This is a genomic window from Clostridium homopropionicum DSM 5847 (assembly GCF_001263795.1).
GTDB classification, from domain to species: domain Bacteria; phylum Bacillota; class Clostridia; order Clostridiales; family Clostridiaceae; genus Clostridium_H; species Clostridium_H homopropionicum.
In genome coordinates this window covers 344044-358230 of the sequence record NZ_LHUR01000022.1, presented here as the reverse complement: position 1 = coordinate 358230, position 14187 = coordinate 344044, and the positions used below count along the sequence as shown (strand labels likewise).

Here is a 14187-nt window from a genome sequence, read left to right as displayed (position 1 = left end):
TGCAGTGCAATTTACTTGCTGAGAGGAGGAGAAAAAGTGGCTAGACAATATCCATTAGAAAAATTTCGTAATATTGGTATAATGGCTCATATAGACGCTGGTAAAACAACAGCAACTGAGCGTATACTATTCTATACAGGAAAGAGTCATAAAATAGGTGAAGTTCATGAAGGTGCAGCTACAATGGACTGGATGGTTCAAGAACAAGAAAGAGGTATAACAATTACTTCTGCTGCAACAACATGTTTCTGGAAAGAACACCAAATAAACATAATTGATACACCAGGACACGTAGATTTCACAGTTGAAGTTGAAAGGTCATTAAGAGTACTTGACGGAGCAGTTACAGTTCTTGATGCAAAGGGTGGAGTTGAGCCTCAAACTGAAACAGTATGGAGACAAGGAGATAAGTATAAAGTACCAAGAATGATATTCGTTAACAAAATGGATATCTTAGGTGCAGATTTCTATATGTCTGTTAATTCAGTTAGAGAAAGACTACGTGCTAATGCAGTACCAGTACAACTTCCAATAGGAAAAGAAGACAATTATCAAGGTCATGTTGATCTTATTAAGAACGTAGCAGTAGTTTTTGACAAAGAATTAGGAGTAAACTTCGAAGAAGTTGAAATACCAGATGACTTAAAAGACAAGGCTGAAGAATATAGAGGAGCTTTAATCGAAGCAGTTGCTGAAACAGATGAAGATTTAATGATGAAATACCTTGAAGGTGAAGAAATTACATCAGAAGAAATTTATGCTGCATTAAGAAAAGCTACTATAGCTAATGAAATAGTTCCAGTTCTTTGCGGAACAGCTTATAGAAATAAGGGAGTTCAGCACTTACTAGATGCAGTTATTGCATATTTACCATCTCCATTAGATATTCCTTCAATAGAAGGTCAAGATATGGATGGAGAAAAAATTGAGAAACATGCTTCTGATAGTGAACCTTTAGCTTCATTAGCATTTAAGATAGCAACAGACCCATTTGTTGGTAAACTTGCTTTCGTTAGAATTTATTCAGGAATAATGAAGAGCGGTAGCTATGTATTAAATAGTACAAAGAACAAAAAGGAAAGAATCGGAAGACTTGTTAAGATGCATGCTAACCACAGAGAAGAAGTTGAAGAATTATATGCAGGAGAATTAGGTGCAGTAATAGGTTTAAAAAATACAACAACTGGTGATACTTTATGTGATGAGGATGCTCCAGTAATACTTGAAAGTATGGAATTCCCTGAACCAGTTATTGAAGTAGCTATTGAACCTAAGACAAAAGCTTCTCAAGAAAAAATGGGTATAGCATTAGCTAAGCTTGCAGAAGAAGACCCTACATTCAGAACATATACAAACCAAGAAACAGGTCAAGTAATTATTGGAGGTATGGGAGAACTTCACCTTGAAATAATCGTTGACAGACTTCAAAGAGAATTTAAAGTAGAATGTAACGTAGGTGCTCCACAAGTTGCTTACAGAGAAACTATCAAGAATGCTGTTAAGGCTGAAGGTAAGTTTGTAAGACAATCAGGTGGACGTGGTCAATACGGACACTGTTGGATTGAGTTAATTCCTTCTGAAGGAGAATATGAATTTGAAAATGCCATAGTAGGAGGAGTTATCCCTAAGGAATATATTCCGGCTATTGACAATGGTATTCAAGAAGCTTCTAAGACAGGTATAGTTGGAGGATATCCAGTTATTAATTTCAAGGTTAAATGTTATGATGGATCATACCATGATGTTGACTCATCTGAAATGGCATTTAAAGTAGCTGGATCTATGGCGTTTAAAAATGCTATGGCAAAAGCTAATCCAGTATTACTTGAACCAATAATGAAAGTTGAAATAACAGTACCAGAAGATTACATGGGAGACGTTATTGGTGATGTTAACTCAAGAAGAGGAAGAATAGAGGGAATGAATTCAAGATCTGGTGCTCAAGTTATAGCAGCATATGTACCTCTATCAGAAATGTTTGGATATGCAACCGTATTAAGATCAAAGACTCAAGGAAGAGGAACATACAGTATGGAATTCCACCATTATGAAGATGTTCCAAAGAACATTACTGATAAAGTAACAGGAGCAAAGTAATTTAAAAATAATTTAAATTAAATAATAAAATATAAAGATAGGTTAGGAGGAAAAATAAATGGCAAGACAAAAGTTTGAAAGAACAAAGCCACATGTAAACATAGGAACAATCGGTCACGTAGACCACGGTAAGACAACAACAACAGCAGCAATCACAATGACACTTGCAAAAGAAGGAAAAGCGCAAGTACAAAGATATGACGAAATAGACAAAGCACCAGAAGAAAAGGAAAGAGGAATCACAATCAATACAGCACACGTAGAATATGAAACAGATGCAAGACACTATGCACACGTTGACTGTCCAGGACACGCTGACTATGTAAAGAACATGATAACAGGAGCAGCTCAAATGGATGGAGCTATCCTAGTTGTATCAGCAGCAGATGGTCCAATGCCTCAAACAAGAGAACATATACTACTAGCATCAAGAGTTGGAGTTAACCATATAGTAGTATTCTTAAATAAAGCAGACCAAGTAGACGATCCAGAACTATTAGAATTAGTAGAAATGGAAGTAAGAGATCTATTAAACGAATACGGATTTGATGGAGATGGATGTCCAGTAGTAGTAGGATCAGCATTAAAAGCAATAGAAGAAGATGATGATCAATGCATAAAAGACTTAATGGCAGCGGTAGATGAATACATACCAACACCAGAAAGAGCAACAGACCAACCATTCTTAATGCCAGTAGAAGATGTATTCACAATAACAGGAAGAGGAACAGTTGCAACAGGAAGAGTAGAAAGAGGAGTACTACACGTAGGAGACGAAGTACAAATCGTAGGAATGAAAGAAGAAATAGGAAAGACAACATGTACAGGAGTAGAAATGTTCAGAAAGATGTTAGATGAAGCAATGGCAGGAGATAACATCGGAGCATTACTAAGAGGAGTACAAAGAAACGAAATCGAAAGAGGTCAAGTATTAGTAAAACCAGGTTCAGTAAAACCACACAAGAAATTCGTAGGTCAAGTATACGTATTAAAGAAAGAAGAAGGGGGAAGACATACACCATTCTTCAACGGATATAGACCACAATTCTACTTCAGAACAACAGACGTAACAGGATCAATCGCATTACCAGAAGGAGTAGAAATGGTTATGCCAGGAGATCACATTGATATGACAGTAGAATTAATAACTCCAGTAGCAATGGAAGCAAACTTAAGATTTGCCATCAGAGAAGGTGGAAGAACAGTTGGTTCAGGAGTTGTTACTACTATTTTAGAATAGTCTATACCTAACTATATATAAAAAAGAAGGGGACGCCCTTCTTTTTTTATGTGTAAATAAAAGATTATTATAGGAAAATGGATAAAATTTAAAAAATACTTGTCAAAACTAAAAAAATATTATACAATATAAGAGTTGTGACAGTATAAAGGCGATGAAGCAAGAGGTTGCTGGATTTTCTAGGTTATTCTTAGCTGAGCATGCTTGATCATGAATCAGGCGACTGTGCTATGTATGCTGTATTATGCTAAAAAATCATGGAACACCTGGAGCAGTTTACATAACACTGAGGTTACATACGAACATTAAAGAGAAATGAAAAGGAGGGAAATAAAATGGCAAATCAAAAAATCAGAATTAGACTAAAAGCATTTGATCACAATATATTAGATCAATCAGCTGAAAAAATCGTAGAAACTGCAAAGAGTACAGGTGCTAAAGTAGCTGGACCAGTTCCGCTACCAACAGAAAAAGATGTTGTAACTATATTAAGAGCTACACATAAGTACAAGGATTCTAGAGAACAATTTGAAATTAGAACACATAAGAGATTAATAGATATATTAAGTCCATCACCTAAAACAGTTGATGCTCTAATGAGATTAGACTTACCAGCTGGTGTGGATATCGAAATAAAATTATAATTTTTAATAATTGAAGATATTATGATCGGACTCGATCCGCTAATATTTTAGGAGGTGCAGAAAATGAAGAAAGCAATTATAGGTAGAAAGCTAGGAATGACTCAAATATTTGATGAAGATGGTAAGGTTGTTCCTGTAACAGTAGTAGAAGCTGGTCCTTGCCCTGTTATCCAAAAGAAAACAAAAGAAAAAGATGGATACGATGCAATACAAGTAGGCTTTGAAGTTATTAGAGAAAAGTTAGCAAACAAACCTAAAAAAGGTCATTTTGCAAAAGCAGGAGTATCTTTAAGAAGACTTGTTAAAGAGTTAAGATTAGAAGATACTACTCAATATGAAGTAGGAAGCGAAATAAAAGCAGATACATTTGAAGCAGGAGAAAGAGTAGATGTATCTGGAATATCAAAAGGAAAAGGTTTCGCTGGAACAATCAAGAGATGGAACTTTAATAGAGGACCTATGTCTCACGGTTCTAAGTATCATAGAGCTGTTGGATCAGGTGGTGCTTCATCATCTCCATCAAGAACATTTAAAAACAAGAAGATGCCTGGACACATGGGAAGCAAGAAGACAACTGTATTAAACTTACAAGTTGTAAAAGTAATGCCTGAAAAGAACGTAATATTAATAAAGGGCGGAATACCAGGTCCAAACAAAGGCTATGTTGTAATTAGAAATACGGTAAAAGCTTAAGATTTGCAAGAAAGGAGGATAAAGAATGCCTACAGTAGATTTATATAATAGAGAAGGACAAAAAGTTGGAGATATGCAATTATCTGACAACGTATTTGCAGTTGAGGTAAATGAAAGTGTATTACATCAAGTAGTAGTTGCACTACTTGCAAATAAAAGACAAGGAACTCAATCAGCAAAAACAAGATCTGAAGTTTCTGGAGGAGGAAAGAAACCTTGGAGACAAAAGGGAACTGGTAGAGCAAGACAAGGTTCTATTAGAGCACCTCAATGGATACATGGTGGTATAGTATTTGCACCAAAGCCAAGAGATTATAGAATGGCAATTCCAAAAACAATGAAAAGAGTTGCAATGAAATCAGCACTAACTAGCAAAGTTAATGATAATAATCTTGTAGTATTAGAAGGTTTACAATTAGAAGCTCCAAAAACAAAAGAAATTGTTAAAATGATAAATGCTTTTGAAGCAAAGAAACCTTTAATAGTAGTACCTGCAACAGATGATGTTGTGTTTAAATCAGTAAGAAATATAGAAGGAGCAATGGTTATTCCTGTAAATAATTTGAACGTATATGATATATTAAAACATGATAAGTTCATAATTACAAAGGAAGCAGTTGCAAAAATTGAGGAGGTGTATGCATAATGATGTTAAACAGCTACGATATACTTAAAAGACCTGTAATAACTGAAAAAAGCATGGCTGCTATGGCAGACAGACAATACACCTTCGTAGTAGACATTAAAGCAAACAAATCTCAAATTAAGAGAGCTGTTGAAGAAGTTTTTGGTGTAAAGGTTAAAGAAGTAAATACAGGTAGAATTATGGGAAAGACTAAGAGAGTTGGCGTTCACATAGGAAAAAGACCTGATTACAAGAAAGCTGTAGTTACATTAACTGCAGATAGCAAAACAATAGAATTCTTTGAAGGAATGTAATAATTAAAGCGGTTATTGGTGGTAAAACCAGATAAGCGAGAAGAAGGAGGGAACTTAAATGGCTGTTAAGAAGTTTAAACCAACAACACCTTCACTTAGACAAATGACTATGCCTACATTTGAGGAAATAACAACAGATACACCTGAGAAATCACTTCTTGTTGCTCTAAATAGCAAGGCTGGAAGAAATGCTCAAGGTAAAATAACTGTTCGTCATCGTGGTGGTGGAGCTAAGAGAAAATATAGAATAATAGATTTTAAGAGAAATAAAGATGGAATACCTGCAAAGGTTGTTACAATAGAATACGATCCAAACAGAACAGCATATATAGCATTAGTTGTATACGCAGATGGTGAAAAGAGATATATAATTGCACCAGCTGGATTAAAAGTTGGAGACGTATTAATGTCAGGAAAAGATGCGGACATTAAACCAGGAAATGCACTTCCATTACAAAACATACCTGTGGGTACAGTAATTCACAACATTGAATTACAAGCAGGTAAAGGTGGTCAAATAGTGAGATCTGCTGGAACCTCAGCTCAATTAATGGCTAAAGAGGGAGGCTATGCTATATTAAGACTTCCAAGTGGAGAAATGAGATATGTTAGAATAGAATGTAGAGCTACAATAGGAACAGTTTCTAATCTAACAAATGATATAATAAACATAGGTAAAGCTGGAAGAAAGAGACATATGGGTTGGAGACCTACAGTTAGAGGATCTGTTATGAACCCTAACGATCACCCTCATGGTGGTGGAGAAGGTAAATCACCTATTGGACGTCCAGGTCCTGTTACTCCATGGGGTAAACCAGCACTTGGATACAAGACAAGAAAGAACAAGAAGTATTCAGATAGATTAATTATTAAGAGAAGAGGTCAAAAATAATTAGTTAATATTTAAGTATAAAGAAGAGAATGGTGTATTCTCTTCCTATATTTAAAGATTATGAAAGGAGGACACTAGCTTGAGTAGATCACTTAAAAAAGGACCGTTTGTTGCAGAATCATTAATGAGTAAAATAGAGGCAATGAATGAAAAAGGTGAAAAGAAAGTAATAAAGACTTGGTCAAGAAGTTCAACAATTTTCCCTCAAATGGTAGGCCATACTATAGCAGTACATGATGGAAGAAAGCATGTTCCAGTTTATATAAGTGAAGACATGGTAGGACACAAATTAGGAGAATTCGTTTTAACTAGAACATTCAAAGGCCACGTAGACAAGAGTGAAAAATCAACACGTTTAAGATAGTTATAGGAAGGAGGAACTAAAATGGAAGCTAGAGCTATAGCAAAGTATGTGAGAATTGCTCCAAGAAAAGTGGCAGTTGTTCTTGATTTAGTAAGAGGTAAGAATGTAAATGAAGCTTTCGCTATATTAAAATATACTCCGAAGAATGCAGCTACTATAATAAATAAAGTTCTAAAATCAGCAGTAGCTAATGCAGAAAATAATTTAAACCTTGATGGTAAAAATTTATTTATTGCAGAAGCTTATGCTAACCAAGGACCAACATTAAAGAGATTTAGACCACGTGCACAAGGTAGAGCATATTCAATTATGAAAAGAACTAGTCACATAACACTAGTTGTAAAAGAAAGAGCATAAAAAGGAGGGAAATAAGATTGGGACAAAAAGTTAATCCACATGGCCTCAGAGTCGGAGTTATTAAAGACTGGGATGCTAAATGGTATGCAGATAGTAAAAATTTTGCTGATAACCTAATTGAGGACGATATAATAAGAAAATATATAAAAGTAAAAGCTTTTTCAGCAGGAATTTCTAAAATTGAAATTGAAAGAACCCCAAAAAGAGTTAAAGTAAATATATATACAGCTAAACCTGGTATGCTAATAGGAAAAGGCGGAAAAGGTATAGATGAATTAAAAGAACAACTTGTTTCAAAAGTAAGTGAAAAGAATGTTATAATCAACATAGTTGAAATTAAAAAACCAGAAACAGATGCTCAATTAATGGCAGAGAACATTGCTCAACAACTTGAAAAAAGAATATCTTTTAGAAGAGCTATGAAACAAACTATTCAAAGAGCAATGAGAAGTGGAGTTAAAGGAGTTAAGACTGCATGTGCAGGAAGACTTGCAGGAGCAGAAATTGCTAGAACAGAGCAATATCATGAAGGAACAATTCCTCTACAAACATTAAGAGCAGATATAGACTATGGATTTGCAGAAGCAAACACAACATACGGAAAAATAGGTGTTAAAGTTTGGGTTTATAAAGGTGAAATTCTTCCAAAGAGAAAAGTAAAAGTAGAAGAAGTTAACCAATAAGAAAGGAGGAATAAGTTATGTTGATGCCAAAAAAGGTAAAACATCGTAAGGTACAACGTGGCAATATGAGAGGAAAAGCAACAAGAGGAAATTTCATTGCATACGGTGATTACGCTATACAAGCAACTGAACCAGGCTGGTTAACAAGCAACCAGATTGAGGCTGCCAGAATTGCTATTAATAGATATATAAAAAGAGGTGGAAAGCTTTGGATTAAGGTTTTCCCAGATAAGCCAGTAACTGAGAAACCAGCTGAAACACGTATGGGTTCTGGTAAAGGATCACCAGAATACTGGGTAGCAGTTGTTAAACCAGGTAGAGTTTTATTTGAATTATCAGGTGTTGCAGAAGAAGTTGCTAGAGAAGCTATGAGACTTGCTTCACATAAGCTTCCAATAGGCACTAAGTTTGTAACAAGAAAAGATTTCGAGCAAGTGGGTGGTGAAGTAAATGAGGGCTAATGAATTACAAGAATTAAAACAAAGTTCATCTCAAGAATTATCAGCTAAACTTATGGATCTTAAAGCTGAACTATTTAACTTGAGATTTCAATTAGCAACAGGACAACTAGAAAACCCAATGACAATAAAACAGGTTAAGAAATCAATAGCTCAAGTTAAAACAGTACTTAGAGAAAAAGAATTACAAGTGGTTGAACAATAGTACACTGAAAGGAGGTTCATCCTGTGGAAAGAGGTAACAGAAAAACTAGAATAGGTAGAGTCGTTTCTGATAAGATGGATAAGACTATTGTAGTTGCAGTTGAAAACAAGGTTCGTCACCCATTATATGGAAAAACTATCAATGTAACTAAGAAGTTCAAGGTTCATGATGAAAATAATGAAGCTGGAATAAATGATATAGTATCAATAATGGAAACAAGACCATTATCTAAAGATAAAAATTGGAGATTGGTTCAAATAGTAGAAAAAGCGAAGTAATTTGTACGTTGGAAGGAGGTCGTTCATATGATACAGCCACAAACACGCTTAAAAGTAGCTGATAATACTGGAGCAAAAGAAATAATGTGCATCAGAGTATTAGGTGGTTCTAGAAGAAAGTATGGCAACATTGGTGATGTAATAGTTGCTAGCGTTAAAAGTGCAACACCAGGCGGGGTTGTTAAAAAAGGTGATGTAGTTAAAGCTGTTGTCGTAAGGTCAAAAAGAGGTGTTAGAAGAGCAGATGGTTCATACATAAAATTTGATGAAAATGCTGCAGTTGTTATCAAGGATGATAAGCAACCAAAAGGCACTCGTATTTTTGGACCTATAGCTAGAGAGCTTAGAGAAAAAGATAAAGAGTTCAATAAAATATTATCATTAGCACCTGAAGTTCTATAAAAAGGAGGTGGCTGTGATGGCTAAAGTACATGTTAGAAGAACAGACAAAGTTGTTGTTATTTCAGGTAAAGATAAAGGAAAAACAAGCGAAATACTTGCAGTATATCCTAAGGATGGCAAGGTATTAGTAAAAGATGTTAATATAGTAACAAGACATACAAAACCAAGCAGAGAAAATATGCAAGGTGGATTAGTAAAGAAAGAAGCACCAATAAATAGTTCAAAAGTAATGTTATATTGCACTAAATGTAATTCTGCTACAAGAGTAAGCAAAAAACTTTTAGAAGATGGAACAAAAGTTAGAGTATGCAAAAAGTGCGGAGAAATACTATAGACTTTGAAAGGAGGTTTACTAGATGGATAGACTACAGGAAAAATATAATAAAGAAGTAGTGCCAGCCCTAATGGAAAAGTTCGGATACAAAAATATAATGGAAGTTCCAAAGCTAGAGAAAATAGTTATCAATATGGGTATTGGTGAAGCAAAAGATAATTCAAAAATTTTAGAAGCAGCTGTTGGAGACTTACAAAAAATTTCAGGTCAAAAACCTATACTTACAAGAGCTAAAAAATCTGTAGCTAACTTTAAAATTAGAGAAAATATGCCAATAGGATGCAAGGTTACATTAAGAAAAGAGAAGATGTATCAATTTGCTGATAGACTTGTTAGTGTTGCTCTACCAAGAGTTAGAGACTTTAGAGGAGTATCTGCTAAAGCATTTGATGGAAGAGGAAATTATGCTTTAGGAATTAAAGAGCAAATTATATTCCCAGAAATAGAATATGATAAAATTGACAAAGTAAGAGGTATGGATATAATTTTTGTTACTACTGCAAAGACAGATGAAGAGGCAAGAGAATTGCTTAGATGTCTTGGAATGCCATTTGCTCAATAATAAGGAGGGAAGAACGTGGCACGTAAAGCAATGATTGAAAAGTGGAGTAAGACTCCTAAATATGCTACTAGAGCATATACAAGATGTAGAATATGCGGAAGACCACATGCAGTTTTAAAGAAATACGGAATATGCCGTATTTGTTTTAGAGAATTAGCATACAAAGGTCAAATTCCTGGATGCAAAAAAGCAAGCTGGTAATATATAAAATTGGAAAGGAGGCATAATAGATGGTTATGACAGACCCTATTGCAGATATGCTAACTCGTATAAGAAATGCAAATATAGTTAGACATGAAGTTGTTGAAGTTCCATCTTCTAATGTTAAAAAAGCTTTAGCAAACATATTACTTCAGGAAGGATATGTTAAAGATGTTGAAGAATATGCAGATGGAGCAGTTCCAATGCTTAGAATGTCGTTGAAATATCAAGGAAAAGAAAGAGTAATTACAGGTTTAAAAAGAATTTCTAAACCAGGCTTAAGAGTTTATTGCCAAAAAGATAATATTCCAAAAGTTTTAAACGGACTTGGAGTTGCAGTTGTATCAACTTCTAAAGGAATCGTTACTGATAGAGATGCAAGAAAATTAGGCTTAGGTGGAGAAGTAATTTGTTACATTTGGTAATTTAAGGTGAATAGGAGGTGTGGTAATGTCTAGAATAGGAAGACTTCCAATAGAAATACCTAATGGAGTAAATGTTAATGTAACGCCAGATAACGTTGTTACAGTAAAAGGACCCAAAGGAGAATTAGTAAAAGCTATGCATAAGGAAGTAAACATAGCTTTAGAAAATAATCAAGTTGTAGTAACAAGACCTAGTGAAGCACCTTTACATAGAGCTTTACACGGTTTAACAAGAGCTTTAATAAAAAACATGGTTGTTGGAGTAACTGAAGGATTCCAAAAAACTTTAGAGCTAGTAGGTGTAGGTTACAGAGCTCAATTAAAAGGCAAGGATCTAGTATTAAATCTTGGATATTCACATCCAGTAGAAATTAAAGCTGTTCAAGGTGTAGACTATTCAGTTCCAGAAGCTACAAAAGTAGTTGTTAGTGGAATAGACAAAGAATTAGTTGGTTCAGTAGCAGCTGATATAAGAGTTTGGAGAAAACCAGAACCTTACAAAGGAAAAGGAATTAAGTACGCTGGTGAAGTAATCAGACGTAAAGAAGGTAAAACTGGTAAATAACAAATGTAACAGCAGAAAGGAGTGAATAAAATGTTCAAGAAAGAAGATAGACAAAAAGCTAGAGTGAATCGTCATTTAAGAGTGCGTAACAAAGTGCAAGGAACTGCAGCAAGACCTAGATTAGCAGTTTTTAGAAGCGAAAAAAACATATATGCACAACTTATTGATGACGTTGCAGGAGTAACTTTAGCGTCAGCTTCTAGTATAGATAAAGATTTTGGATCAAAAGTTGGAAGCAATAAAGAAGCTGCAAAAGCAGTAGGAGCTTTAGTAGCAAAGAAAGCTTTAGAAAAAGGCATAGAAGAAGTTGTTTTCGATAGAGGCGGATATATATATCATGGTAGAGTAAAAGAACTTGCTGATGGAGCTAGAGAAGCAGGTCTAAAATTCTAGAAAAGGAGGGAAAGCTATGAGAATAGAACCTAGCACGCTAAATCTAAAAGAAAAAGTTGTTTTCATAAACAGAGTTGCTAAGGTTGTTAAAGGTGGAAGAAACTTTAGATTTAGTGCTCTTGTAGTTGTTGGAGATGAAAACGGGCACGTTGGCGTTGGTATGGGTAAAGCTACTGAAATACCAGAAGCTATAAGAAAAGGTATAGAAGATGCAAAGAAACATTTAGTAGAAGTTGCAATAGTTGATAATACTGTTCCTCATAAGATTGATGGAAAATTTGGAAGAGGAGAAGTATTAATAATGCCAGCAACAGAAGGTACTGGAGTTATTGCTGGTGGTCCAGTAAGAGCCGTACTTGAACTTGCAGGATTAAAGGATGTTAGAGCTAAATCATTAGGATCTAATAATCCAAGAAATATGGTCGGAGCTACAATCGATGGATTATCAAAATTAAGAACTGCTGAACAGATTGCTAAATTAAGAGGCAAGACTGTTGAAGAGATATTAGGTTAGGAGGGATCGACCTTGGCTAAGCTTAAGGTGACACTAACAAAGAGTGTTATAGGCAGAAAAAAAGACCACATAGCTACTGTTAATGCTCTTGGATTAAAAAAGATAGGCAACAGTGTTATGCAAGAAGATACTCCTCAAATAAGAGGTATGATAAACAAAATAAGTTATCTTCTAGATGTTGAAGAAATGCAATAAGAGGAGGTGTAGAATATGCAACTTCATGATTTGAAGCCTGCTGTAGGTTCAAAACAAGCTTCTAAAAGAGTTGGTAGAGGTAATGGTTCAGGTTTAGGAAAGACAGCAGGAAAAGGGCATAAAGGACAAAATGCAAGATCAGGCGGAGGCGTAAGACCAGGATTTGAAGGAGGTCAAATGCCTTTATATAGAAGAATTCCTAAAAGAGGATTTACAAATATATTTTCTAAAGAATACGTTGAAGTTAATGTAAGCAGATTAAATATATTTGAAGATGGAACAGAAGTTACTCCAGAATTATTAAAAGAAAGTGGAGTAGTAAGTAAATTTAAAGATGGTATCAAGATCCTAGGAAATGGCGTTTTGGAGAAAAAGCTTACTATAAAAGCTACTAAGTTCACAAAAGGCGCAGTTGAGAAGATAGAATCTATTGGGGGAAAAGTAGAGGTGATATAATTTGTCAACCTTACGTAATGCTTGGAAAGTTCCCGATCTTAGAAATAGAATAATTTTTACAATATTAATGGTTGCAATTGTCAGGATAGGAAATCATATTCCTGTTCCTGGAATTGATACCAGCGCACTATCAAACTTAGCAAAAGCGGGGACGCTATTTAGTTTTTATGATTTAATGTCAGGAGGAGCCTTAAGTAGCTTTAGTATTTTTGCTATGGGTGTTATACCTTATATTAATTCATCAATTATATTTCAGTTATTGACTATTGCCATTCCTTCTTTAGAACAACTTTCAAAAGAAGGAGAAGAAGGCAGAAAGAAAATACAGAAATATACTAGATATTGTGCAGTAATATTTGGTGCTATACAATCATTAGGTACATACGCATTGATTAGAAATTACGGAGCTATATCAAATGTTAGCAATTTTGATGTATTTTTAATTGTACTAACATTGACAACTTCATCAGTTTTCTTAATGTGGTTAGGTGACCAAATTACTGTAAAAGGTATAGGTAATGGTATTTCTTTAATAATATTTGTAAATATTATGTCTAGGCTTCCACGTGAAGTAGGAAGAATTGCTAGTTTACAGTCAACTGGAGCTGTAAGTGAAGTTCAAATTGTATTATTACTAGTTTTAGTAATTGCTTTATTCACTGCTGTTGTTATATCTGCATTATCAGAAAGAAGAATTCCAATTCAATATGCAGCAAAACAATCTGGCGGAAGAGTATTTAAAGGACAATCAACACATATTCCTATAAATCTGAATTCCTCTTCAGTTATAGCAATAATATTCGCAATGTCAGTTATGCAATTTCCAGCAACAATAGGTAGTTTTTGGCCAGAATCAGCATTTAATAAGTTTATAACATTGAGTAAATACAGTGTATTTAAAAATAATTCATTGCCATATGCAATAATTACAATAGTACTTGTTGTATTTTTTACTTGGTTCTACTCAGAAGTTACTTTTAAACCTGAGGAAATGGCTGAAAATATTCATAAATCTGCAGGATTTATACCAGGTGTAAGACCAGGAGAATCAACTGCTAGATTTATTGAAAGAGTATTGATGAGAATGTCAGTACTTGGAGGATTGTTTGCTGCTTTAATTGCTGTAATTCCAATGGCTATTGAAGGGTTAACACCTTTTCAAGGAATATCTTTTGGTGGTACTGCATTATTAATTGAAGTTGGAGTTGCTCTTGATTTCATGAGAAAATTAGATTCTCAATTAATGATGAGACATTATAAAGGTTTCCTTAAGTAGAAATGTATTAAGAG

Annotated in this window: 24 protein-coding genes; all 24 read left to right on the top strand. The window is 34.5% G+C overall.

Annotation, left to right across the window (positions count from 1 at the left end; all coding sequences use genetic code 11):
* Positions 1-36: 36 nt before the first annotated feature.
* The 24 genes from fusA to secY all read left to right on the top strand — a co-directional run bounded on the left by fusA (position 37) and on the right by secY (position 14173).
* The gene (fusA, locus tag CLHOM_RS09845; RefSeq protein ID WP_052221527.1) at positions 37-2097 is read left to right on the top strand and encodes an elongation factor G; all 2061 of its coding nucleotides are present in this window, start codon (positions 37-39) and stop codon (positions 2095-2097) included.
* Positions 2098-2155: 58 nt separating this feature from the next.
* Entirely contained in the window at positions 2156-3337 is a 1182-nt protein-coding gene (gene tuf / locus CLHOM_RS09840; protein WP_052221526.1) for an elongation factor Tu, read from the top strand.
* Positions 3338-3672: 335 nt separating this feature from the next.
* Positions 3673-3981 (top strand): 30S ribosomal protein S10, encoded by a 309-nt coding sequence (rpsJ, locus tag CLHOM_RS09835; protein ID WP_052221525.1) that lies wholly within the window; start codon positions 3673-3675, stop codon positions 3979-3981.
* Positions 3982-4044: 63 nt separating this feature from the next.
* Positions 4045-4674 (top strand): 50S ribosomal protein L3, encoded by a 630-nt coding sequence (gene rplC, locus CLHOM_RS09830; protein ID WP_052221524.1) that lies wholly within the window; start codon positions 4045-4047, stop codon positions 4672-4674.
* A 25-nt stretch (positions 4675-4699) separates the two neighbouring features.
* Positions 4700-5320 carry a 50S ribosomal protein L4 gene (gene rplD, locus CLHOM_RS09825; RefSeq protein ID WP_052221523.1) on the top strand — a complete coding sequence of 207 codons (621 nt, stop codon included), beginning with the start codon at positions 4700-4702 and terminating at the stop codon, positions 5318-5320.
* The gene (rplW, locus tag CLHOM_RS09820) at positions 5320-5613 is read left to right on the top strand and encodes a 50S ribosomal protein L23 (protein WP_052221522.1); all 294 of its coding nucleotides are present in this window, start codon (positions 5320-5322) and stop codon (positions 5611-5613) included. The genes rplD and rplW overlap by 1 nt, the downstream gene beginning before the upstream one ends.
* A 58-nt stretch (positions 5614-5671) precedes the next feature.
* On the top strand, positions 5672-6505 hold the full coding sequence (gene rplB, locus CLHOM_RS09815) for a 50S ribosomal protein L2 (RefSeq protein WP_052221521.1): 834 nt from the start codon (positions 5672-5674) through the stop codon (positions 6503-6505).
* Between the two features lie 79 nt (positions 6506-6584).
* On the top strand, positions 6585-6869 hold the full coding sequence (rpsS, locus tag CLHOM_RS09810) for a 30S ribosomal protein S19 (RefSeq protein ID WP_052221520.1): 285 nt from the start codon (positions 6585-6587) through the stop codon (positions 6867-6869).
* A 21-nt stretch (positions 6870-6890) separates the two neighbouring features.
* Complete coding sequence (gene rplV, locus CLHOM_RS09805) at positions 6891-7226, top strand: 50S ribosomal protein L22 (RefSeq protein WP_052221519.1); 336 nt, start codon at positions 6891-6893, stop codon at positions 7224-7226.
* A 17-nt stretch (positions 7227-7243) separates the two neighbouring features.
* Positions 7244-7909, top strand: a complete 666-nt coding sequence (rpsC, locus tag CLHOM_RS09800) for a 30S ribosomal protein S3 (protein WP_052221518.1) — start codon at positions 7244-7246, stop codon at positions 7907-7909.
* Positions 7910-7926: 17 nt separating this feature from the next.
* Positions 7927-8370, top strand: coding sequence for a 50S ribosomal protein L16 (rplP, locus tag CLHOM_RS09795; protein WP_052221517.1), 444 nt, complete (start codon positions 7927-7929; stop codon positions 8368-8370).
* Positions 8360-8572 carry a 50S ribosomal protein L29 gene (gene rpmC, locus CLHOM_RS09790; RefSeq protein ID WP_052221516.1) on the top strand — a complete coding sequence of 71 codons (213 nt, stop codon included), beginning with the start codon at positions 8360-8362 and terminating at the stop codon, positions 8570-8572. Before rplP ends, rpmC begins: the two co-directional genes overlap by 11 nt.
* Before the next feature lie 23 nt (positions 8573-8595).
* Positions 8596-8850, top strand: a complete 255-nt coding sequence (gene rpsQ, locus CLHOM_RS09785; protein WP_052221515.1) for a 30S ribosomal protein S17 — start codon at positions 8596-8598, stop codon at positions 8848-8850.
* 27 nt (positions 8851-8877) lie between these two features.
* Positions 8878-9252: a 50S ribosomal protein L14 gene (gene rplN, locus CLHOM_RS09780; protein WP_052221514.1), complete on the top strand. Its 375-nt coding sequence runs from the start codon at positions 8878-8880 to the stop codon at positions 9250-9252.
* Positions 9253-9268: 16 nt separating this feature from the next.
* Positions 9269-9586 (top strand): 50S ribosomal protein L24, encoded by a 318-nt coding sequence (gene rplX, locus CLHOM_RS09775; protein ID WP_052221513.1) that lies wholly within the window; start codon positions 9269-9271, stop codon positions 9584-9586.
* A gap of 22 nt (positions 9587-9608) precedes the next feature.
* On the top strand, positions 9609-10148 hold the full coding sequence (gene rplE / locus CLHOM_RS09770) for a 50S ribosomal protein L5 (RefSeq protein ID WP_052221512.1): 540 nt from the start codon (positions 9609-9611) through the stop codon (positions 10146-10148).
* Between the two features lie 15 nt (positions 10149-10163).
* Positions 10164-10349, top strand: coding sequence for a type Z 30S ribosomal protein S14 (locus CLHOM_RS09765; protein WP_052221511.1), 186 nt, complete (start codon positions 10164-10166; stop codon positions 10347-10349).
* Between the two features lie 29 nt (positions 10350-10378).
* The gene (rpsH, locus tag CLHOM_RS09760; RefSeq protein WP_052221510.1) at positions 10379-10774 is read left to right on the top strand and encodes a 30S ribosomal protein S8; all 396 of its coding nucleotides are present in this window, start codon (positions 10379-10381) and stop codon (positions 10772-10774) included.
* Between the two features lie 25 nt (positions 10775-10799).
* Positions 10800-11339 carry a 50S ribosomal protein L6 gene (gene rplF / locus CLHOM_RS09755; protein WP_052221509.1) on the top strand — a complete coding sequence of 180 codons (540 nt, stop codon included), beginning with the start codon at positions 10800-10802 and terminating at the stop codon, positions 11337-11339.
* 30 nt (positions 11340-11369) lie between these two features.
* Complete coding sequence (gene rplR / locus CLHOM_RS09750; RefSeq protein WP_052221508.1) at positions 11370-11732, top strand: 50S ribosomal protein L18; 363 nt, start codon at positions 11370-11372, stop codon at positions 11730-11732.
* Positions 11733-11748: 16 nt separating this feature from the next.
* A complete protein-coding gene (gene rpsE, locus CLHOM_RS09745) occupies positions 11749-12246 on the top strand; it encodes a 30S ribosomal protein S5 (protein WP_052221507.1) in 498 nt (165 codons plus the stop codon).
* A 12-nt stretch (positions 12247-12258) separates the two neighbouring features.
* A complete protein-coding gene (gene rpmD / locus CLHOM_RS09740; protein WP_052221506.1) occupies positions 12259-12441 on the top strand; it encodes a 50S ribosomal protein L30 in 183 nt (60 codons plus the stop codon).
* 15 nt (positions 12442-12456) lie between these two features.
* Complete coding sequence (gene rplO, locus CLHOM_RS09735; protein WP_052221505.1) at positions 12457-12897, top strand: 50S ribosomal protein L15; 441 nt, start codon at positions 12457-12459, stop codon at positions 12895-12897.
* Between the two features lies 1 nt (position 12898).
* Positions 12899-14173: a preprotein translocase subunit SecY gene (gene secY, locus CLHOM_RS09730; protein WP_052221504.1), complete on the top strand. Its 1275-nt coding sequence runs from the start codon at positions 12899-12901 to the stop codon at positions 14171-14173.
* The last annotated feature ends 14 nt before the right edge of the window (positions 14174-14187 follow it).

Excerpts from the sequence above, each read along its gene's own strand:
- tuf (WP_052221526.1), top strand. The coding sequence starts at position 2,156 with ATGGCAAGACAAAAGTTTGAAAGAACAAAGCCACATGTAAACATAGGA.
- rpsJ (WP_052221525.1), top strand. The coding sequence starts at position 3,673 with ATGGCAAATCAAAAAATCAGAATTAGACTAAAAGCATTTGATCACAAT.
- rplC (WP_052221524.1), top strand. The coding sequence starts at position 4,045 with ATGAAGAAAGCAATTATAGGTAGAAAGCTAGGAATGACTCAAATATTT.
- rplD (WP_052221523.1), top strand. The coding sequence starts at position 4,700 with ATGCCTACAGTAGATTTATATAATAGAGAAGGACAAAAAGTTGGAGAT.
- rplW (WP_052221522.1), top strand. The coding sequence starts at position 5,320 with ATGATGTTAAACAGCTACGATATACTTAAAAGACCTGTAATAACTGAA.
- rplB (WP_052221521.1), top strand. The coding sequence starts at position 5,672 with ATGGCTGTTAAGAAGTTTAAACCAACAACACCTTCACTTAGACAAATG.
- rplV (WP_052221519.1), top strand. The coding sequence starts at position 6,891 with ATGGAAGCTAGAGCTATAGCAAAGTATGTGAGAATTGCTCCAAGAAAA.
- rplP (WP_052221517.1), top strand. The coding sequence starts at position 7,927 with ATGTTGATGCCAAAAAAGGTAAAACATCGTAAGGTACAACGTGGCAAT.
- rpmC (WP_052221516.1), top strand. The coding sequence starts at position 8,360 with ATGAGGGCTAATGAATTACAAGAATTAAAACAAAGTTCATCTCAAGAA.
- rplN (WP_052221514.1), top strand. The coding sequence starts at position 8,878 with ATGATACAGCCACAAACACGCTTAAAAGTAGCTGATAATACTGGAGCA.
- rplX (WP_052221513.1), top strand. The coding sequence starts at position 9,269 with ATGGCTAAAGTACATGTTAGAAGAACAGACAAAGTTGTTGTTATTTCA.
- rplE (WP_052221512.1), top strand. The coding sequence starts at position 9,609 with ATGGATAGACTACAGGAAAAATATAATAAAGAAGTAGTGCCAGCCCTA.
- rpsH (WP_052221510.1), top strand. The coding sequence starts at position 10,379 with ATGGTTATGACAGACCCTATTGCAGATATGCTAACTCGTATAAGAAAT.
- rplF (WP_052221509.1), top strand. The coding sequence starts at position 10,800 with ATGTCTAGAATAGGAAGACTTCCAATAGAAATACCTAATGGAGTAAAT.
- rplR (WP_052221508.1), top strand. The coding sequence starts at position 11,370 with ATGTTCAAGAAAGAAGATAGACAAAAAGCTAGAGTGAATCGTCATTTA.
- rpsE (WP_052221507.1), top strand. The coding sequence starts at position 11,749 with ATGAGAATAGAACCTAGCACGCTAAATCTAAAAGAAAAAGTTGTTTTC.
- rplO (WP_052221505.1), top strand. The coding sequence starts at position 12,457 with ATGCAACTTCATGATTTGAAGCCTGCTGTAGGTTCAAAACAAGCTTCT.